Origin of the sequence: uncultured Clostridium sp. (assembly GCF_963515715.1) — a bacterium.
GTDB lineage: Bacteria > Bacillota > Clostridia > Clostridiales > Clostridiaceae > Clostridium_AW.
Genome location: NZ_CAUPZS010000017.1, coordinates 69058 through 89916 on the forward strand (window position 1 = coordinate 69058; position 20859 = coordinate 89916).

The 20859-nt window shown below is 30.5% G+C and carries 15 protein-coding genes and 1 riboswitch; of the genes, 5 read left to right on the plus strand and 10 right to left on the minus strand.

The genetic code is table 11. The annotated features are described in order from the left end of the window. Positions 1-287: 287 nt before the first annotated feature. The 4 genes from RYO54_RS12580 (at position 288) to RYO54_RS12595 (ending at position 5189) form a co-directional block, all read left to right on the plus strand. On the plus strand, positions 288-2531 hold the full coding sequence (locus RYO54_RS12580; RefSeq protein WP_315119250.1) for a methyl-accepting chemotaxis protein: 2244 nt from the start codon (positions 288-290) through the stop codon (positions 2529-2531). A 277-nt stretch (positions 2532-2808) separates the two neighbouring features. Further along, positions 2809-3744: a radical SAM protein gene (locus RYO54_RS12585; RefSeq protein ID WP_315119253.1), complete on the plus strand. Its 936-nt coding sequence runs from the start codon at positions 2809-2811 to the stop codon at positions 3742-3744. 93 nt (positions 3745-3837) lie between these two features. Next, the gene (locus tag RYO54_RS12590) at positions 3838-4710 is read left to right on the plus strand and encodes a pyridoxamine kinase (protein WP_315119255.1); all 873 of its coding nucleotides are present in this window, start codon (positions 3838-3840) and stop codon (positions 4708-4710) included. Positions 4711-4859: 149 nt separating this feature from the next. Continuing rightward, positions 4860-5189 (plus strand): CGGC domain-containing protein, encoded by a 330-nt coding sequence (locus tag RYO54_RS12595; RefSeq protein ID WP_315119258.1) that lies wholly within the window; start codon positions 4860-4862, stop codon positions 5187-5189. Between the two features lie 86 nt (positions 5190-5275). Here RYO54_RS12595 and RYO54_RS12600 read toward each other — a convergent pair whose 3' ends face one another. The 4 genes from RYO54_RS12600 to RYO54_RS12615 form a co-directional block, all read right to left on the minus strand. Next, entirely contained in the window at positions 5276-5731 is a 456-nt protein-coding gene (locus tag RYO54_RS12600) for a hypothetical protein (RefSeq protein ID WP_315119260.1), read from the minus strand. Positions 5732-5822: 91 nt separating this feature from the next. Continuing rightward, complete coding sequence (locus RYO54_RS12605) at positions 5823-7868, minus strand: methyl-accepting chemotaxis protein (protein WP_315119263.1); 2046 nt, start codon at positions 7866-7868, stop codon at positions 5823-5825. A gap of 291 nt (positions 7869-8159) precedes the next feature. Further along, positions 8160-8870, minus strand: a complete 711-nt coding sequence (locus RYO54_RS12610) for a lysoplasmalogenase (protein WP_315119266.1) — start codon at positions 8868-8870, stop codon at positions 8160-8162. Between the two features lie 175 nt (positions 8871-9045). Continuing rightward, positions 9046-11940: a cell wall-binding repeat-containing protein gene (locus RYO54_RS12615; protein ID WP_315119269.1), complete on the minus strand. Its 2895-nt coding sequence runs from the start codon at positions 11938-11940 to the stop codon at positions 9046-9048. Positions 11941-12329: 389 nt separating this feature from the next. On the opposite strand from RYO54_RS12615, the gene RYO54_RS12620 reads away from it, so the two are divergent. Continuing rightward, the gene (locus RYO54_RS12620; protein ID WP_315119272.1) at positions 12330-13316 is read left to right on the plus strand and encodes a N(5)-(carboxyethyl)ornithine synthase; all 987 of its coding nucleotides are present in this window, start codon (positions 12330-12332) and stop codon (positions 13314-13316) included. A 68-nt stretch (positions 13317-13384) separates the two neighbouring features. On the opposite strand, the gene RYO54_RS12625 is transcribed toward RYO54_RS12620, so the two are convergent. The 6 genes from RYO54_RS12625 to RYO54_RS12650 form a co-directional block, all read right to left on the minus strand. Then, a complete protein-coding gene (locus RYO54_RS12625; protein WP_315119275.1) occupies positions 13385-14761 on the minus strand; it encodes a M28 family peptidase in 1377 nt (458 codons plus the stop codon). A 394-nt stretch (positions 14762-15155) separates the two neighbouring features. Beyond that, positions 15156-16394 carry a hypothetical protein gene (locus RYO54_RS12630; protein ID WP_315119276.1) on the minus strand — a complete coding sequence of 413 codons (1239 nt, stop codon included), beginning with the start codon at positions 16392-16394 and terminating at the stop codon, positions 15156-15158. A 264-nt stretch (positions 16395-16658) separates the two neighbouring features. Then, on the minus strand, positions 16659-17444 hold the full coding sequence (locus RYO54_RS12635) for an ABC transporter ATP-binding protein (RefSeq protein WP_315119279.1): 786 nt from the start codon (positions 17442-17444) through the stop codon (positions 16659-16661). Then, entirely contained in the window at positions 17441-18490 is a 1050-nt protein-coding gene (locus RYO54_RS12640) for an iron ABC transporter permease (protein ID WP_315119282.1), read from the minus strand. The genes RYO54_RS12635 and RYO54_RS12640 overlap by 4 nt, the downstream gene beginning before the upstream one ends. 15 nt (positions 18491-18505) lie before the next feature. Continuing rightward, positions 18506-19621: an ABC transporter substrate-binding protein gene (locus tag RYO54_RS12645; RefSeq protein ID WP_315119284.1), complete on the minus strand. Its 1116-nt coding sequence runs from the start codon at positions 19619-19621 to the stop codon at positions 18506-18508. A 130-nt stretch (positions 19622-19751) separates the two neighbouring features. Then, positions 19752-19946, minus strand: a riboswitch (cobalamin riboswitch). 326 nt (positions 19947-20272) lie between these two features. Then, positions 20273-20422, minus strand: coding sequence for a hypothetical protein (locus RYO54_RS12650; protein WP_315119287.1), 150 nt, complete (start codon positions 20420-20422; stop codon positions 20273-20275). Positions 20423-20859: the final 437 nt, after the last annotated feature.

The following is a 20859-nucleotide window of genomic DNA, read 5'->3' on the forward strand; positions in this document are numbered from 1 at the left end:
TATCCCCCTCTTTTTTTGGAAAATTATTCCTACAATTTCATTTTAGTTTCAACCTTTTATAATGTCAATCATAATTTACTAATTATTACTAATATTAATAATATTACATTATTTTATCTTATTTTCTATTAAAAGTGGTCTTTTATCGCTATAATAACTTGATATATCTTAAAATCATATTAAAAATATATTTTGTTTAAATATTTTATTCAAAACTCTACATTTTTTTTAAAAATATTGTATAATTATTGATATGTGTGTAAAGTTTTACAAGGAGGATATTGGATATGTCACTTATTAATGGCAAACCCGAGACTAAAAAAACTAAAAAATTCAATTTTCCAAAACTTAATTTTCCAAAATTTAATTTTGGAAAAAACATGGACAACATAAATCCATTTAAAAGATTTAAAAAGGAGAGTAAGGATAACAAAATAGGAAAACAAAAAAATACGAAAACAAAACCAATGAAAGCTAAATCTATAAAACATAAACTTGTGGGTATTATACTTAGCTTAACATTAGGAAGCTTAATTTTGAGCACCCTGTTTTCTGGATTAAATATTTATTCCAGCAATAAAGATGTTTTTGCTGAAAATATTTCAAATAGCACTCATTTACTTGATTCTTACGTTCAGCAATATATATCTTCAATAAACAATAATTTATTAACTATTTCTTCTCTACCAAAAGTTAAAGGGGTAGATAATATAACCTCATATGCGAAGATCAGTAACCCTTATAACCAAGTAAAAATTGCAGCTACTACTCCTCAGGAGAAGGATTTATTAAATGTCTTAAAAACCTTTAAGGATAAAAACAGCGGTATACAATCTATTGCTATAGGAGTAGAAGAAAATATGGGATATATAGAATATCCATTATCTCTAAAGTCTAATAATTATAATCCTATAACAGAAGATTGGTATCAAATAGCAAAATCCGATTTAGATAAGGTACATATATTAGATTCATATTTAAATGCCAATGGTGAAGTAAGCTCCACATTAGTAAAAGCCATTAAAGATGATAAAGGCCTAATGAAGGGAGTAGTAGCCTTTCGTATAAATTTAGATACTTTAAATGAAACAGTTAGTAAATTAAACATAGGAAAAACTGGTTATACAGTTTTAGTGGACAAAAGTGGTACTATAATGTCACACTCAAAGGATGAAAGCTTTATAGGAAGACCTATAGGAAATTTATCTATTCCAGAATTAGACACTGCGGAATTAGAAGAAAAAAGCTTTACAACTAAAATAGATGGTATAGCTCATACTATTATGGTAACAAAATGTTCTGATAGCGATTTGGGATGGAATTATATAAACTTTATTGAAAACAGTGAATTTATGTCCGTATTTTATTCCACTGTTTTGAAAAATTTATTAGTATTATTAATTTGTACTATAATTTGTATATTTGTATCATTATATATATCAAATAAAATTACTACACCTATAAAAGCTGTAGCAGGTCATTTTTCTTCATTAGGACAAGGTGATTTTACTGTAGATTTAGACCAAAAATATTTAAAAATACAAGATGAAATTGGCTTAATGGCTAAGTCTGCTGTGGAAATGCAAAATTCAATTAAAGAATTATTGTTAAATGTACATGACTCCGCTGGAAGCTTAGATGAACAGTCTGAAAATCTTTTCTCCTCTTCAGAAGAGATGTTGCTTGTTTCATCTGATGTAGCTTCTTCCGTACAAAATGTATCTAAAGGTGCCTCTGAGCAAGCTATGGATTTAGAAAAAATAAATACTATAATAGCTAACTTTGCAAGGGGACTTGAGAGCATAATAAATGATATAAAAGAGGCTGAAGGAAACTCTAATTCAATCAATACCTTGGTTGGAGAAAGCGATAGCAAAATAAACACCCTATCCCTTTCAGTTACAGAAATAAAAACTAAATTTGAAGAGTTGATTAACACTATAAACACTCTTCACGGAAATGTTAACAAAATAAATGAAATAAATATATTTATAAATAATATAGCAGAACAAACTAATCTTCTAGCTTTAAATGCAGCTATCGAGGCTGCAAGGGCAGGAGAGTCTGGAAGAAGCTTTGCTGTAGTTGCTGATGAAATAAGAAAACTTGCAGAACAAAGTAAAAATTCTTCAGTACAAATTACAAGTATAATTAGTACAGTATCAAAACACACAGATAATATAATCAACTTATCAAAGGAAGTTGACAAAAACATGGATGTGGAAATGGAAAATATAGATTCAGCAATAAATTCCTTTAATGCTATAAATAATGAGTTAACTGTATTAATACCAAAGATTCATTCTATAAACAACGCTTCCACTAGCATAGCAAAGGAAAAGGATGACATAATAAACTCTATAGAAAATTCCTCTTCTATATCAGAAGAAATAGCAGCCTCCTCTGAAGAGATTGCAGCTTCCTCTGAAGAGATGAACTCTTCTATAGAAGAATTATCACAGTACGCTAAAGTCCTTAAAGATACTAGCGAATCAGTATCTAGCAAAATAAATAGATTTAAATTAAAATAATCCAATAAGGAAAACTTGTATAAGAAGATGTACACATTGAAATGCGAATATGTGCACATTAAAAGATGAAGATATGCACATAACTGTGTATATCTTCTTTTGTTTTTTTGTTCAATGTGTGCATCTTTTTTATTTTACACAACAATTTCATAAGAATTTCTATAAATCATATAAAAAATCATCAAAGAAGTGTCCCCATACATTTGAATTTTCTCACAACATATGAAATAATTATTTTACATGTTTCACTTTATATATGTAAAAGGTGGGGATTATTTTGAAAGATTATAAATTTATTTTTGGACCTATACCTTCTAGAAGATTAGGCACTTCCTTAGGAGTAAGTCCAATTCCTAAAAAATACTGTAGTTATTCTTGTATCTATTGTCAGGTTGGCAGAACTGATCACTTAACAGATAAAAGAGAAGATTTCTTTCCTTTAGAAGATATACTAGAAGAATTTAAAGATTACATAAAAGATAAAGAAGATTTTAATGTGGTAACTGTAGTGGGAGAAGGAGAACCAACTTTATATAAGTCTTTAGGTAAGCTTATACATGAACTAAAAAAACTCACTTCAAAACCTGTTGTGGTAATTACTAACGGAGCTACCCTTGGGGAAAAGGAAGTTAGAGAAGATTTAATGGAATGTGACATAGTATTGCCTTCCATGGATGCCTTCGATGAGGAATCCTTTAAAAAAATTCACCGACCTCATGGAAGAATAAAATTTGAGGACTCCTATGAAGGACTAATAGAATTCTCTAAAGAATTTAAAGGAGAACTTTGGCTTGAAGTAATGCTTATTGAGGGAATAAATACCTCTGAAGAGGACTTAGTTAAATTAAAAGCTTTAATAGATAAAATAAATTACTCAAGAATCTTTATAAATGCTCCTGTGAGACCTCCAGCAGAAGAAAATATTTCTATTCCACCTAAAGAGAGCATTGAAAGAGCTAAAAAAATCTTAGGAGGCTTTTCTATAGATTCCTTGACTACAGGAAGTTTTTCCAGTGGAATAGTGGATAATTACCATGCAATTTTAAACATAATAAAAAGGCATCCTATGAATCAATTTGAAATAAGTAGTTTTTTAAAAGATAGAAATTGCAATTCTGAAAAAATAGATTCTTATTTTAATAAGCTAAACAATGACCCAGCAGTACAGATAGTTGAATATAAAGGATACTTTACTTATAGAATTAAGAATTAAGAGTTAAAAATGAAGAGTACTGGGTGAAATTCCATCCTTTACTTTTCACTATTAATTCTTCACTTTTCATTTAAATAAAGAGGAGGAATACCAATGCATCCAGTAAAAAGAATCGCTGCTATTCATGATTTATCCGGTTTTGGAAGAGCTTCGCTTACTTCTATAATACCTATTTTATCTAGCATGGGAATACAAGTATGTCCAATGCCTACAGCTATATTATCTACTCATACTGGTGGTTTTGAAGACTATACTTTTGTTGATTTAACAGATTCAATGGAAGCTTATATGAATCATTGGCATAAAATTGACATAGATTTTGACTGCATATATAGTGGCTTTTTAGGTTCCGTAAAGCAAATTAATATAGTTTCAAAATTTATTGATCTCTTTAGAACAAAGGATAACCTAGTTGTAATAGATCCTGTCATGGCAGATAACGGAGAACTTTATGTCACTATGAACATGGATATGGTAGAAAATATGAGATCTCTTATTAAAAAGGCAGATATTATAACTCCTAATTTTACAGAAGCAGCATACCTACTAGGTGAGGATGTTAATACAGAACTATCTGAATGTGAAATTAAAGGCTGGATGAAGCGCCTTAGTGAAATGGGGCCAAAAATAGTTATTATAACTAGCGTACCAGATAGCCATAAGAAACATAAAAAAACTCATGTGTTAGCATATAATAAAGAAGATAATGTATTTTGGAAGGTGAGCAGTAAACATATACCAACCTTTTATCCAGGTACAGGGGATGCTTTTACCAGCGTACTTGTAGGTAGTCTTCTTCAAGGGGATAGTCTTCCTTTGGCTCTAGATAGAGGAGTTCAGTTTATTTCAACCTGTATAAAAGCAAGCTATGGATTTAACTATCCAAATAGAGAAGGTGTACTTTTAGAAAAAGTATTAGATACTTTAAAGTTGCCTGTGATTGTTAGCAGTTATGAATTGATATAAAAAAGTTTCATCGTCGTGATTATTGTCACAGAGTAAAAATAATATATATGATAGTATATATTCTAGGATATCACACACTTTCTAGATCAATCTAACAGTTAACAAATATAAATTTCACTTTATACACTTGGCAACATAAGGAGGATACGATGAAAAAAATTGGTATTATAAATTGTTATGAAGTATCAAAAAGGTGCTCAGGCTCAGGATGTTTTAAAGCATTTAATAATAAAACAGGAGCTTTTGAAGAATATTCAGATGAGGATACAGAGTTAGTTAGTTTCGTTCATTGTAACGGATGCGGTGAACAATCTGTAGAAGAAGTCCTATCAAAAGCTAGAAAAATGAAGGAACTTGGAGTGGACTATATACATCTCTCCTCCTGCATTAGATCCAAATGCCCTTGGTACAACGATTTTATCAAAGAACTCTCAGATGACCATAACGTGGTAGGATATACTCATAGTAAGAAAAAATGAGCAAAAGAGCTAAGTGTGTAGTGAAAATCGGCTTCACTATATACTCAGCTCTCTATTTTGAAATTAAATTTATGTAGATTTCAAACCTATTCTTCTAAAATCACAGTAGCTACATTTTTACCATTGCATATTGCTTGAACATTTACTTTTTTATCACTATATTCTTTCTTTAAATCTTGTGCGTATGTATCTGCAAGTTTTTTAACATCTTCTTCCTTTGATCCGTCTTTAGCTAGAATTGTAGCTATTACATACTCTCCTTGGAAATAAACTTGTCCATCTGCTACTAAGCTTTCCTTCTTTAGCTTTTCTGTAAGATCTTCTTCCTTTACTATTTTATCTTCTTCTTTTTCCTCTTCTTTAGGTTGATCTTCATCATCCTTTGATTGATCTTTATCTTCATCTTTTACGTCTACATTTTGTTCTTGTCCATTAGCGTTGTTTCCATCAGGCGTTGGAGATTCTTTCTTTGAGCATCCTCCTACAACTAAAGTTAAAACTAATAAGAATACAGCGATAATTTTTTTATTGTTTAGCTTCATTAACATCTCCTCCTTTGTTACTTAAATTATTATATCATGAATTTATGAACTAGTAATTAATTGGAGATTAGTAATTATTAACATTTTATGGCTAAATTTTAAATTTATTCACTCTACTATTCATCTCTTTTGTCATGTCAGACAGATTTATAATAGCCTGTGAAACCTCTTCTGTAGATGCACTCATTTCTTGTGATGAGGCAGCGATTTCTTCTGAGGATGCAGATATTTCTTCAGCAACGGAGGATGAAGTCTCTAGCTTTTCTATTATTAACTCCTTATTATTGTTGATATTTTTTGCTCCTACATTAATATTTTGTATCTTAGGATTTATTTCATTTATAGATTCTATTATTTTCTTAAATGACTCCATAGATTCATCTATAACACTTATGGAATTTCGTAAATCATATTCTACATTGCCACTAGATTGAATTATATCTTTACTTTCTTTAGATACTTTTTCTATTAATTTGCTAATATCTTCAGCAGAGATTTTACTCTTTTCCGCAAGTTTTCTTATTTCATCTGCCACAACAGCAAATCCTTTTCCAGCTTCCCCTGCTCTAGCAGCTTCAATAGCTGCATTTAAAGCTAATAAATTTGTCTGTTCTGATACATTATTAATTAAGTTTGTTATTTCATTTATATTTTCTATGTTTTCTCCTAAAGAATTTATTTTATACATAAAATCTTTAAAGGTTTTACTTACATTGTTTATAGATTTTATTAAATTTTCCATTTTATCATTACTATTTAGAGCAATATTTTCTATACCTACTGAACTATCAGTAACATCTTCTATGGAATTAACAATATGAGTAAGCTCTCGACTAAAATTATCCAAAACCTCATTTATACTAGATAAATCCTGTGCTTGATCACCTACCCCTTTAGCTACTTCTCCTACAACTTGAGAAATATTATCCGCTGAAGATGCCATTTCTTCAGAAGTTGCACTTAAACTTTCTGTTTGAAATCCAATTTCTTCAGAGCTGTTTCTAACTAATGAAAGCATGTCTCTTACACTGCCCTGCATACTTTTTACTGAGTTTGCTAACTCCCCAATTTCATCTTTTTCTTTTGTGTATTTTTCTGGAATCTCCAATGTATAATCTCCTGTAGCTATAACTTTAATATATTCAATCATTGCAGTAATTGGAGAGGTAAGCATTCTACCTATTATCATAGTTATGGCAAGCCCTATAAGTAAAAATATTATAGAAGCTATTATTATATAATTTAGTAAAGTAGCTACACCACCTATAACTTCCTTTTCATGGGCATATACCATAATGGACCAATCTACTCCCTCAATAGAGGCATATCCTGTGTACTTTGTATCTCCTAAATAAGAATATTTTCCTGTTCCCTCTTCTTTAGCTATCATTTTTTTATGTATTTCAGCAACCTCGTTAAGCTCTGGATCTTCTAGTGATTTTGATATTACATTTTCCATATTTAAAACTCTCTCTTCTTGTGGGTCAGCAATAACATCTCCATCTTTATCAAGCATGGTTGCTCCACCATTTTCCCCATACTTAATATCTTTCACCACATCATTTAACATGGTTCCATCTTTTATACCAACTAAAACCCCTACTATTTCATCCTTGTTTTTTATAGGCACTGCTATAGGTACTATTACAGATTTATCTGCAACGCTAGCCACAGGATCAGAGATAGATTTTTCTCCATTCATAGCTTTCTTAAAATACTCTCTATCCTTTAAATCATAAACGCCGCCATCAGTAGCTAAAGCTTTTCCATTTTTATCAACCAGATCCATAATAGAATAACCGTTTCTCTTCATCTCTTCTTCTAATATAACTTTTTTTACATCCCAAGAAATTTTAGGATCTTTTATTTCACTTTTACTTGCAATCCCCTCCATAACTCTAAGTTCTGCATCTATTCTACTCTTAACGAGTTTTGTAGCCTCATTAGCCGTTTTATATAGTGCATCTTCTGCATTCTTAATTAATAATCTTGAGGAAACTTGGTAAGAAATCGTACCAAATCCTATACAGATTATTAGAATTAAAAAAGTAAAATTAGTTAATAACTTTCCCTTTATACTTCTTATTTTCCCACTTTTTTTCAGTTTCACTTTCTTTAGTTTTTCTTCTTTACTCATAAATTTTCCTCCTTATTTAATAAGTTAAATTGATAAATTAATTATTTTATAATTTATATTAAATTTTTCATATTTCTGCATATTTTCCTATAATTATACCATTTATTATTACAATATATAACAACAAATCATAATATTTAGCAATTATTTATTTTCTTTACAATTTATCTATTAATGAATAAAGATATATCCAATAAAACCCCAAATATTTAAAAAACAAAAAAGCCGTACGCTATTTTAAGTTAAGCGTACGGTTTTAAATCATTTTTTATTCTAAAGCTTATTTATTAATTAGGAAAATATAGGGCTACAAATTATACACACCTGTGCCATTACATAAGTTACCCATATTAAAAATCCTCCATAGGGTATCTTTAGATGAAAAAATTCTGCTAGAGCAATAAGGCTATCGGATATAACAAACACAATAGCTCCGATGAGAGTTAAAAATAATCCTCCTTTAAAAGAGTAAACCAATAAAGCTGCCCATATGCCCATAGTCAATATTAAAGAAGCATAGGATATGCCAAAAATTAATTCTCCTTTTTCTCCTTTAAATTTTGGTTTTAAAAATTTAAGACATAGTGCAATAAAAATTATCAGCACAGTAATATATATAAATATATACCTGTCGTTAAAAACTTTATTATATGTTATGATCTTTACAAAACCCACCGTATATAACATTTGTGACAAAGCAAATATACTCATACCACCTATTAATCTGTTTTTAAACCCAAGAACTTCAGCCATAGCTAAGTCTCCAAAGAAAGAAATAACCATGCCAAAGAAAACATATTTTGAATAAGGATAGTATGTCCCACTATTAAAGAAAAAAATTGCTGCAGCTAAAACTATACAGGAAATGCTTAAAGTTACCTTTATATTCAACGGCAAGGAAACATCATTTCCGTATCTAGTCCCTCCTTTTCTCAACCTATGTGCGACAAAAGTAAATATAACTATTTGCAAAGCTATTACACTAAACACAAATAATTTCATACTATAATTCACTCTCCATCCAAATATTTCTATAAATAATTATATCATACCAAATATATACATATGATAAACAAATAGTTAATTAATAGTTAATTATCTATACTTTATCCGAAAGCTTAGAACTCAATTACAATTAGAAAAAGGACAGTCATTTAGACTATCCTCTTTTAAATTCTTAAAACAAATCTTCCTTAACTACTCCATTTCCACCAAATATTATCATGTCTTTATAATCTTTTGAACTTATAAAATCCTTCTGTTCTGATATATTCATATTATTGTTTACTAGCATTATTGGTGCACTTTTGTAAGTAGCATATACGCTTCCAACTAAGGAGTCAGGGAAGGTTACACCGGATGCTATGGCTATAGTATCTCCCTTAATATTGAAATGTTTTAATACATTCATATTAGTTTTATACCTGTCACCACCGCTTATTCTTATTATATCCTTATCCTTTAGAGCAGTTAATTTGCTTACTGAATTTTTAACATTTTGGCTTACTACTCCCTCTCCTCCTACTATATATACTTTAGTAGGTTTTATTTTCTTTATATATTCTTCTGCATCTTTAGATAGACTCTTACTTCCTGTAAGTATCATTGGATATTTATTAATTTGCGCTATGCTGGCTACACTTAAAGCATCAGCAAAACCTTCACCGCTTGCTATTATTATAGGGGTTCCTTCAGGGGTATTTAACTTTGCATTTGTCTTAATATTGGTTTCGTATCTATCCTTACCTTCCATTCTATCTATATTATTAATCCCTAAGGCTTTTATAGAATTTACCATGCTATCATTTACAGCAGCTTTCCCTCCAACTATATGTACCTTGCCAGCTTTATTCATGTGGGCTTTTATGTATTCTAATGCCTCTTTATCGTTGTTAGGATTATTGCCTATTAAAAGTACAGGTGCATTTAGAGAATTTGCTAAAATACTTGCAGATATCTGATCTGTATAGTTAAATGCATTTGCAATAACTATATTAGAAGTCCCTTTGTCATACATCATTTTAGCTATTGATGTAGCCGTTTGGAATCTATTTTCTCCTGCTATTCTAATTTTATTTAATGCACTTCCTTCTCCCTGATTTGTACCCTCATCTACAGTATCTTCATCACTATAAATAGCTTTAATATCATCAATATATATAGCTCCCTTTGTCATGGGCCCCTTAGTACCTGACGCAATAGACATTATTCTAATTCCCTGAGTTTCACTGATTCTAAAAGGAGTTTTTATGCTTTCAGGAATTTCTGCCTTAATATATTTCCACCCAGTCCAGTTTACTCCTGATTCTGAAGTTAAATTAATATATTGAGTTTGTCCATTACCATCAACTAAAGACATTCTCAGCCAATAGCCTTTAGATTCCGGTGTTCCATAAATCCACATACCTATGGCCTTTGGTTTACCAGATATATTTTGATTTTCTCCTGTACCTGCATATACTCCAAGGGTGGCATTTTTTTCTCCGCTTGTAAAATCAAAATTAACTTTTAAAGAACCGCTACCATTTTTTATAGGATCTTTTCCTGAAATAGCCTTTTCTACAGAGCCTTTCTCCCCTCTGCCAGCGGTAGTTACCTTCCAATTTCCTATACCTTTTTCAAAGTCGTAAAGTGCTTGAGAAGGTTTACCTACTACCACATCTATAGAAACAGAAAGATTAGTTCCCTTAAACTTTCCTATAATTTTACCTGTTGCAGTTTTATCCACGGTATGAAGAATTCCATTGCTGTCTATAGTTCCAATATCTTCTGGCACTTCCCATATTATATCTTCATTTTTAATATTTAATTTTCTCTCTTTGTATTCACCGTAAACATTTAATTGAACTTGAGAATTTTTCTCCGCTGCAATTTGCTTTATGTTTACATCTATTTTATCAGGGAGAGCAATTTCAACTGTGGTTTTTCCAACTACTTCACCATAATAATTTGATAAAACTTCTACTTGTCCAGTTTTTCCTGTAGATGTAAATATTCCTCTTTCATCAATATACCCAAAGGAATCATCAGAAAGAGACCAGCTAAGTCCACTGCTTGGCAATGGTGAAGGCGCGCCAGATCTATCCATTCCTTTTGCTTTAAATTCTACAGCAGATTCTGGAGTAAAGCTTTTGTCAAAGGGCTCTATATGAGTTGAATGAAATTCACCATTAGATTCAACTTTAGAAACAATGAGCCAAGAGTTCCCAGCCACTCTTTCCTTTCCTTCTGAAGGTTTATTTCCTAGGGATAAATCATTAGTTCCAGGTTTTCTAGAAATGTATGTAGTTGAACCACCTCCATCTAGATTTAAAGCTTGTACTGCTCCCATGCTAACCATAATATCAGCTAAGTCTGCTAGTGATATTCCCGCTGAGTAGGGCTCCTGCCTTCCATCAATAGCGAGGAAAAATACAGTACCATCCTCTTTTATACCTACCGCTGTCCTTGGGTCCTTTTGGGTAGAAAGACTTTTATTAGCTTTACCATTATTCACAAGGATAGCGCTACCCCCTAAGGCTTCTTCAAGATTATTTTTAACTTGTTCATATTTGTTTTTATCCCCAATTATCGGAGTTCCATCCTTTAATATTCCAAAAAAGTCCCATCCTTCTTCATATTTTGATTTAATTGCTCTTCCATCCTTATATACTATACCAATAGGTTCACCTGTTACCATGTAATAAAAATCTCCATTTACTGCTGCAACCACTTTCTCTTCCGCTGATGTAGCAGCCTTTGCTTGCCCAGTTACTGTTTGCATTCCATAGGCATCTTTGTCATTTGGAGTTCCTGCTTCAATTCCTGCATCAGGATTACGTGTATCTACTTCCACAGTAAACATTTCTATTTTTTTACCAGATTTATCTCTAAAGGAGTATTTTTTTTCTTTTATACCTGGAGCTATTTGAACTTCCTCTTTATTTATTTCCTTAGATATAAAACTAGACTTAATATCAAAATTTCCTAAGGCTTGTACACTTGCGGAATTTACCATGTTAAATATAATAGTTGTCAATACTACCTTACTAACAACTTTTTTATTAAATTTACCACTGTTCTTTTCTTTCATCTTATACCCTCCTGCATTAACATATAAAACCTTCAAATCTTATATATATCCTTCTTACATATAATAATAACATAAAATTTAGTAAAACTAGTGCCAATTACCCATATTAGAAAAATAATTCACATATAATACGAACTTCTATAAACAAAAGTCATTGATATATATAGGTAATTACTATAATAAGGAGAATAACTATGCAATAGTATGATAAATCTGAAGGATAGAAGTTAACAGTTACAACCTATATCTTACGGTCTAGGTTGTTGGTTGAGGTATTTTACGTAATTATAGTATAATAATGTTAATTGATCATAATTAACAACTTTAAACCTTAACTAAAGTTGGTAGATTGTTATTAAATATGTTTCAAATTTTAGGGAGATGATTTTATGAGAACAATTGGATTTTTAATTAGTCCAAAGGAAAATGAAAAAAGAAGAGCAATTGTACCAAAGGATATTTTAAAATTAAAGAATGCTAATATGCTATATTTCCAAAAAGGATACGGAGAAGTACTTGGCATAAGTGATGAAGAATATATAGAAGCTGGAGCTAATGTAGTTACTATAGAAGAGATTTTTAAAAAAGATGTAATATGTGACCCCAAAATAGGAGATGGAGATTATCTAAAGGATTTAGAACCTAATAAAATTCTATTTGGATGGGTACATGCTGTGCAAAATAGAGAATTAACAGATTTATTATTAGAAAAAAAATTTAAATGCATAGCTTGGGAAGATATGTTTGAGGATGGAAGGCATAGCTTTTGGAGAAACAATGAAATTGCAGGAGAAGCCGCTGTAATCCAAGCTTTTCAACTACATGGCATATTCCCTTACAATACTAAGGTTGCTATATTAGGAAGAGGTAATACCGCTAGAGGTGCCTATAGAATATTAAATGGACTAGGTGCAGATATTACAGTTTACAGTAGAAATATGGAGTCGCTGTTTAAAAAAGAAATTGGCCAATATGATGTCATAGTAAATGCAGTGCTTTGGGATAACACAAGAAAAGATCATATATTATATAGAAAAGATTTAAAAAGAATGAAGAGAAATGCATTGATAATAGATGTAAGCTGCGATAATAGCAAAGCTATTGAAACCAGCATACCTACATCAATAGAAAATCCTATTTATTCTGTTGATGGCATAGTTCATTATGCAGTAGACCATACCCCCTCACTTTTCTACAAAACATCCTCTTATGAACTAAGTAGGGAAGTGGCAAAATATTTAGATGCAATAATTGAGGGTAATGAAAACAATAATAAAATATTACGTAGCGCTACCATTATAAGCGATGGCAAAATAATAGATGAAAAAATCTCTAAGTCTCAAAATAGACAATTAAATAAGAGGCATATTGCGTGATTTAATTATTCATTTTAAGCAAAAGAGATAGTCTTTTTAGACTATCTCTTTATATTTTATAAACTATTTTATTCCATACTAGGATCTTCATTGATTAAGTAGAAATCTAATTTTTCTTTTGCATTTTTACTCTTGTGTAGATTTGGAGTATCTTTTCTTATTACATCATAAACTGAAACTCCAACAATTTCTGTAGCAGTTCTTAATCTTTCTACACTTATTCTGTCTATAGTATCATAAGGTTGATGATACCAAGGTTCTAACTCAACAGTTACTGGATCTCTCCAAATAAAGTTTGCTGAATCAATACCAGCTTCCCAGAAGGATACATGGTCACTTGCTCCACGCATAAATGGAGCTTTTATAACATCAGCATATCCTAATCTTTCAGCGGTTTCCCTAGCTGTTTTTGAAACTAAATTATCCTGTCCATCTGTAACATTAACAAATAGTGTAGTTTGTTTTTCCCCAGCAGTTCCTACCATGTCCATATTAAAGTTACCTATGATTCTATTCTTTTCATCCTGTGAAAGTTGAGAAACATAGTATCTAGATCCAACTAGTCCCACCTCCTCAGAACCAAAAGCTACAAAACGCACTTCTGTATCTATAGGGAATGAGGAGAATATACGTGATAACTCTAATAGGGATACCACACCTGATATATTATCACTAGCTCCTGGAGCCGTTGGAATTGAATCATAATGAGCAGACACTATAACGATATTTCCACTATCTTTGTTTTTATGTGGCTTTCTAGTAGCTATAATATTTTGAGATGTATTGTATCTATTAACCTGAAAGTTTACAGTAGTTCCTTCTTTTAAAAGCATTTCTCCTGCTTCATTATTTAGCGTAGCAAAAGGAATTTTACTAGTTACTGAAGAGGAAATGCTCAATCTACGCCAATCATCATTTTGAATTATCACTGCTATAGCTCCAGCTTCTTCTGCATTTGAAAGTATTGTTCTATACATACTTGTGGTTTTTTCACTAACTTTTACAAGGGCAATTTTTCCTGTTACCTTATCAGTAAATTCTTCTTTAGAGCCAAGTCCGCAGTCTATTACCTCTCCATTTATTCCTTCTTCTTTAGTTAGAGGTGAGCCATTGGTCACTTGTATATGTAAATCCGTAATTTCAGGTTGAAGGACTTTTAAATATCCTACATTATTTTCATAGTCAAATTCTTGCACATCTACATCATAGTGCTGTTTTTTAAATTCTGATATTATAAATTCTGCAGCCTTTTTTTCTTCTGGAGAGCTGGCTACTTTAGGACCAATATCAACGGATAAGTATTTAAGGTTTTCCATCATTTTTTTAGTGTTAATTTTTGAAATAACCTTTTGATCAAAAGAAATTGGAGATGCGTACACATTTAAGCTTAAACTTAAGGTTAAAAAGCTAGTTAATAGGAAAGCAAGTCTTTTTTTCAGTTTCATTAATAAACCCCCTTAATATTTCTTAGTTTTTACATTAATATAAATATGCTTGTCCCACTTTATTTATTACAATATTGATTTAGTGCACTACTTATTTATCGTAACATTTATCACAATATTTATTATATTTTTAATTTTCAGTATAGTTATTTTATATTATTTTCTCCACAAATTATAATTTGTACTTAACCTTTATTATAAAATTGATATTTTACCTGTATATCTTTTATTAAGTACAGATAGAAAAAGAGTAAGGATAATCTTACTTTCCTTACTCCAAACTCTTAATATATGAATTTAATTTCACTTAAATTTACTTATATATATTTTTTATATACATTTATTTATATTTATATATAGCTGGCTATATTAATTTTCACAATTATTTTCATTTTTAATTACTTACTGCCATCAACAATTCTCCACAAGCAGCTGGAGCTTGGTGTAATGGCTCTAAATTCACAAATAAATTTTCCTTCTCATTCATCCAGTTAAAAACCATACAGGAATTTAAGTTAGGTTTAAACATATTAACGGCTTCATCCTTTAAAAACGTCTTTAAATTATATGCTGCATATAAAAAGGCTGCTTTTTTCTTACTTTTATCCTTGTATTTTCTCATATTTATAAGCCCACAAGCTACCCCTGCTAGGTAAAAAGAAGGGTTATAAAGTACATTACGTGAGTCTGATACTATAAGTTTCACATTTTCTCTAAGTTTTGGCATAAGCTGTCTTAAAAGACTCATACCTCTTCCTTGTGGTATATCCACATCCATTATTCCTTCACTTAAGCTATTACACGCTTTAATCCATAGTTTTTTATCACAGTTTTGATTGGTTTCTATGTAATCCCCTAAAGTAATGGATTCAAGATATCTTAAATCATGAAACACATTACAATCCTCAAGCAAATCGCAAAAATCGATTATAATTGGTTTATCTTCAGTTATGATAATATTATCCCCTTGAAAATCTCCATGAGCATGGGAGGTTAAACAAGTTACTTTTAATCCATTCCATATATCTTCATTATTGAAAAAATAATATGGATTAGGCAGTATATTGTCAGTACCATCTAAGGATATCCATTTTATATCTTTAGGCACTCCAATTTCATCAAAGGAAGCTTCATATTTTTCATCCATATATCTATAGGATAATTCATTCTTCATTATTTCTAAAGGGGAAATAAATTTTTTCTCATGGTCTTTATTCCAATTAAATAAAAACTTAGTTATCTTAGATATTATGCTGTCCTTAAGCTCATCTTCGTTTAAAACCTTATCTAAAAATGTCTCAGTTTTATATATATGATCTCCTGCTAAGTCATAAAGATTGGCATATAATAGAGTGCCTTTATGTTTTATTTCATAATTAGCTATAAGCTTTGCTATGTATTTATGCATATTGTTTTTTGAAGCTATTTCATAGGCTTTATTAAATACTTCACTTTCATCAGAACTATTTATCTTCAAAATTCCTACCTTATTGTCATTTCCATATTCCACTAAATATACCTTGGCTCCTGATTTACCGCCACTAAATTTCTTTAATATATCCACAGGTGCAATTTTATCTTGTAGTTCTTCACTTAAAGAATTTATTTTACTCAGTATATTTGAAATCTCCATTTCCTTACCCACCTTATAAATAAATTATTTTGTTGTAACTATTTGTTATAACCATTATAATTCCAAATAATAAAAAAGTCATGACAAAATGGTTAATATATTATTAAATTTGAACTATTCTTACTATATGGGTTAAGTTTTATATGGGATATAATAATAATTAAAGCCCTCTATTAACTTTAAAAATTAATAAAAGGCTTTTCTTTTTCTATAGTTCAAAATTACTTATAAGTTCTATAGTTTCATATGACTACAAACTTTTGATCAGGTTAAAAACTTTACTTTTCTTATAGATTTTCTTGCAGATATTATAGGAGTACCATATTCATCAATATGAATATTTCCTTCAATACCATACACATCTTTTAGCATTCTTTCAGTAATTACATCCCTTGGTGCACCTGAACTATGTAACCCTCCTTTTCCATCCATTATAATAATATTATCGGCATATTGTGCAGCAAGATTTAAATCATGAAATACAACTAAGATCATTAAATTCTTTTTTTCCATTATGAGCCTTAGCAATTCGCAAAATTCTAATTGTTTTTGCATATCAAGATTATTAGTAGGCTCGTCCATCAATAATACCTCTGGGTCTTTAGCTAAAGTTTGTGCAATATATACCATCTGCTTTTGTCCACCACTTAATTCTGTTAAATAACGTGAAGATAGATTATCTATACATAAAGCTTTAAGTATACTTATTACAATATTCAAGTCCTTATCATCTATTTTCCATGATAAGTTTTGTAACCTACCTAAAAGAACAGTTTCAAGCACTGTTAATTGTGGCGTACCCTCCTCTTCTTGAGGAAGATATACCATAAAATTAGCTATATCACTTTGGCTGTATTCTGATATCAATTTTTCTTTATAATAAATTTCTCCTTTAGGTTTTAGTAATCCAAAAATGCATTTCATCAAAGTGGATTTTCCTGCTGCATTTGGCCCTACAATTGCATTTAACCCTGGCTTTATCTGCAAAGAAATATTATTTAAAACCTTGTTTTCTTTATAGGTAAAACTTAAATCTTTTATTTCAATCACATATAATTCCTCCCATTTCTAAAAATTAGAACTAGAAAAAAAGGAATTCCAATGAAAGATGTGACAATGCCTATAGGAATAATCACACCTGGAATAATCATTTTACTTATGGTAGATGCTAAGGATAAAATTAACGCTCCTAGCAATGCAGATATAGGCAGTAAAAATCTTTGTTCCTCTCCAACTAACATTCGTGCTAAATGTGGTGCTACTAATCCTATAAATCCAATTGTACCTACAAAACATATAGCTGTAGCTGAAAGCATTGAAATTAATACTATGGATACTCTTCTTATTTTATAAACGTCCACACCTAAACTTATTGCTTTACTATCGCTTAAACTTAAGGCTGTCAATTTCCATGCATTTTTTGCAAATATAATTAGGCATAAAGAAAATACAATTGTCGTAATAAACAACTTTTCCCAAGTTGTTTTTGTTAAATCTCCAAAAGACCAAAACATAAATCCTTGCAACTCTTGTTCCGTTGCAATGTATTGTAATGACGCTGTTAGAGCATTAAACATAAAACTTAAAGCTATTCCAAAGAGTACTATTGTACCCTTTCCAACACGTTCTTTCTTAGTAAATACATACATTACGGTTGCTACAATCATAGTACAAAAAAATGCATTTATGGGAACGGTGAAACTTGTAAGGGATGGTATAAATCTAACTCCCAAAATCATTCCAGTTGCTGCTCCAAAAGATGCAGCTGAAGATATACCTAATGTATATGGGCTTGCCATTGGATTTCTCAATATAGTTTGCATTTCACATCCACCTATAGCGAGGGCTGCTCCTACTACGATGGCCATAAGGGCTATAGGTAATCTTATTTCCCATACAATTGTTCTTGTCATATCATCAGGAGCTTTTCCTGCTATAGTTTTGAACACCTCTAAAACAGTAAGACCTGACGAACCAATTAAAATATTAGCAAAAAACACTCCTATAATAGCAATAATTAAAAAAGCTAATATTATCTTTTTTCTTTTTATTAAACCTTTGTAAGTACATATTGCCTCTTTATCCTGTAAAATCATTCTTTCCTCCATATCCTAATTTGATTGAAGTTGCCTTGACCAAATTCCATCATAATCGAAAACCATATATTTATCATAAAACTCTTTTAATGTTGCATCTGGATCAATATCTTCAAATTCTTTAGGATAATACCACTTAGCAAGTTGCATATTTGCATAAAAAGTTTCTAAACTTAACGCAGTAGAATAAGATATAGCATATACTTTTTTGTTTTTAACCGCTGATAGATTTTCCCATCCAGGTTGTTTTGAAACCATTTCTTGAAGATAAGCCTGAGCTTCTTTTTCATTTCCACCTAATCCTAAATGGTCAATGCCCATTGTTATAATATCAGGATCTCGTTTAAACAAATACTCAGGATCAATAGTTCCTCCATTTTCAAGCTTTCCACTTGGTATATCCTCTGCGATATCATGTCCTCCAGCATGTTTTGCAATTATTGCCCAACTCCAAAAAGATTTTGGTGTATCACCGTGAAATGTCAGTTGATGAACATTTGGTGCAGGGGTAGTTATATTTTCCAAACGCTTGTTAACTAGTTCGTATTTATCAGTAATGAAATCACATATTTCTTTTGCTCGTTCTTCTTTTCCTAAAATTTTTCCGATAATCTCAATATTTTTCACCCTATCTTCTAGTGGTTCAATGTTATAGCTTAAACAAACTACAGGTATTCCAACCTTTATAACTTTATCTAAAGATTCTAGGTTTTGATCAGGTTTTTGATTAATTAGTATTACCACATCAGGTTTCAATGAAATAATTTTTTCAGCATCATATCCACTACTACTACCACCACCGCCTGATATTTGTTCTAGGTCTTTTAATTTAGGAAACTTTTTCCCATAAGTGTTATTAAACCCTTCAATTCCTCTAGTACCACCTGATGTTGCAATAATCATATCTGCCATTTCTTCTCCACCAACAGCAAAAAGAGAATCAAACAAACTTCTATTATTTACGATGATTCTTTTTACTGGTTTTTTAATGGTAACTTCCCTTCCTGCTATATCTGTAAAAGTAATCTCAGATTTAGATTGTACATTAGTTTCCTTGGTTGAATCACATCCAACAAAGCAACTAATGATCATAATAAAAGTTAAAAATATTACAAGTCTTTTTTTATTCATTTTCATTCTCCCTCTATACTATATTTGTACACATATCTGCATAAAATAAAAAATTCCTGTACTTTATGACATGAAGTACAGGAATTTCTATTTAATAATAAAAATACATCTCCCCCCCTGTCTCGCGCAAAGTAAAGATAAATAACAAGGTAGGTCTTCTGACTTAGCTTCATTGTAATAATTTATATCTTCCCATACAATAAGTACAGTGATCTTAGCAATTATTACTCCACTTTACAGCGGCGGGACCGTTTAGGATTTTCACCTAATTCTCTATTATGTAAATATTTTTATAATATTTACCACCTTGCTACACATATCCATATTTAATTATTTTATCCGATGACTATCCGCTCTAATACTCCCATCGCACTCTGTGAAAGCGATTCACGTAAAATCAAAGATTTTGGTTCTCTGCTTTTCTTCAAAGCGGGAGCTAAGAGCGGCTACGTCCCTGGATAACGATTTCTAAGAATCAGGTGGAGTAAAAACTCCATCTGATTCAAGAACTCTATTTATAATCCATAATCTAGATTACCATACTTATGGAAGAAATACAATTATTTCATAGATATATCCATTTAAATGTCTAAATTTTAGTAAATATAAAAGAAAGATAGCCTTTTTCAAGACTATCCCTCATATATATAACTATGATCTACAATTAATGTTAATATTAACTGTATCGCATTCAATTCTTATTTCTCCACATCTTTCAGATCTTTCAGGTCTTTCAGGTCTTCTTCTTTCATCTCCTGTATATTGGTCTGCAGCTATTTCATTATATTTAATTTCTTTCATCATACTCACCTCACTTTACAAAGTTAAGTACATTAGTTTTTTTAGGTTTTTAGCAACTATATAAGAGCAATGTTGCCTCAGTTAGTTTATTAAGAATAATATTATAATCCGTACTTTATAGAAAAGTATTATGATCAAAAATATATATAAGATTAACTCTTGCTTAAATATATTATATATACTACTATTATATATAAAGTCTTTTAGAGTGTTACAATTTTTTATTCATTAGGTATTCATCTAAATATATAATTATAATAAATATAAAAGAGAGACAGTCTCTTTTGAAGACTATCTCTTATATATTTATATCTATGATCTACAATTAATGTGAATATTAACTGTTTCGCATTCAATTCTTATTTCTCCACATCTTTCAGATCTTTCAGGTCTTTCAGGTCTTCTTCTTTCATCTTCTGTATATTGGTCTACAGCTA

Excerpts from the sequence above, each read along its gene's own strand:
- RYO54_RS12625 (WP_315119275.1), bottom strand. The coding sequence starts at position 14,761 with ATGAAACTGAAAAAAAGACTTGCTTTCCTATTAACTAGCTTTTTAACC.
- RYO54_RS12630 (WP_315119276.1), bottom strand. The coding sequence starts at position 16,394 with ATGGAGATTTCAAATATACTGAGTAAAATAAATTCTTTAAGTGAAGAA.
- RYO54_RS12580 (WP_315119250.1), top strand. The coding sequence starts at position 288 with ATGTCACTTATTAATGGCAAACCCGAGACTAAAAAAACTAAAAAATTC.
- RYO54_RS12640 (WP_315119282.1), bottom strand. The coding sequence starts at position 18,490 with ATGATTTTACAGGATAAAGAGGCAATATGTACTTACAAAGGTTTAATA.
- RYO54_RS12605 (WP_315119263.1), bottom strand. The coding sequence starts at position 7,868 with ATGAGTAAAGAAGAAAAACTAAAGAAAGTGAAACTGAAAAAAAGTGGG.
- RYO54_RS12600 (WP_315119260.1), bottom strand. The coding sequence starts at position 5,731 with ATGAAGCTAAACAATAAAAAAATTATCGCTGTATTCTTATTAGTTTTA.
- RYO54_RS12595 (WP_315119258.1), top strand. The coding sequence starts at position 4,860 with ATGAAAAAAATTGGTATTATAAATTGTTATGAAGTATCAAAAAGGTGC.
- RYO54_RS12615 (WP_315119269.1), bottom strand. The coding sequence starts at position 11,940 with ATGAAAGAAAAGAACAGTGGTAAATTTAATAAAAAAGTTGTTAGTAAG.
- RYO54_RS12590 (WP_315119255.1), top strand. The coding sequence starts at position 3,838 with ATGCATCCAGTAAAAAGAATCGCTGCTATTCATGATTTATCCGGTTTT.
- RYO54_RS12620 (WP_315119272.1), top strand. The coding sequence starts at position 12,330 with ATGAGAACAATTGGATTTTTAATTAGTCCAAAGGAAAATGAAAAAAGA.
- RYO54_RS12610 (WP_315119266.1), bottom strand. The coding sequence starts at position 8,870 with ATGAAATTATTTGTGTTTAGTGTAATAGCTTTGCAAATAGTTATATTT.
- RYO54_RS12645 (WP_315119284.1), bottom strand. The coding sequence starts at position 19,621 with ATGAATAAAAAAAGACTTGTAATATTTTTAACTTTTATTATGATCATT.
- RYO54_RS12650 (WP_315119287.1), bottom strand. The coding sequence starts at position 20,422 with ATGAAAGAAATTAAATATAATGAAATAGCTGCAGACCAATATACAGGA.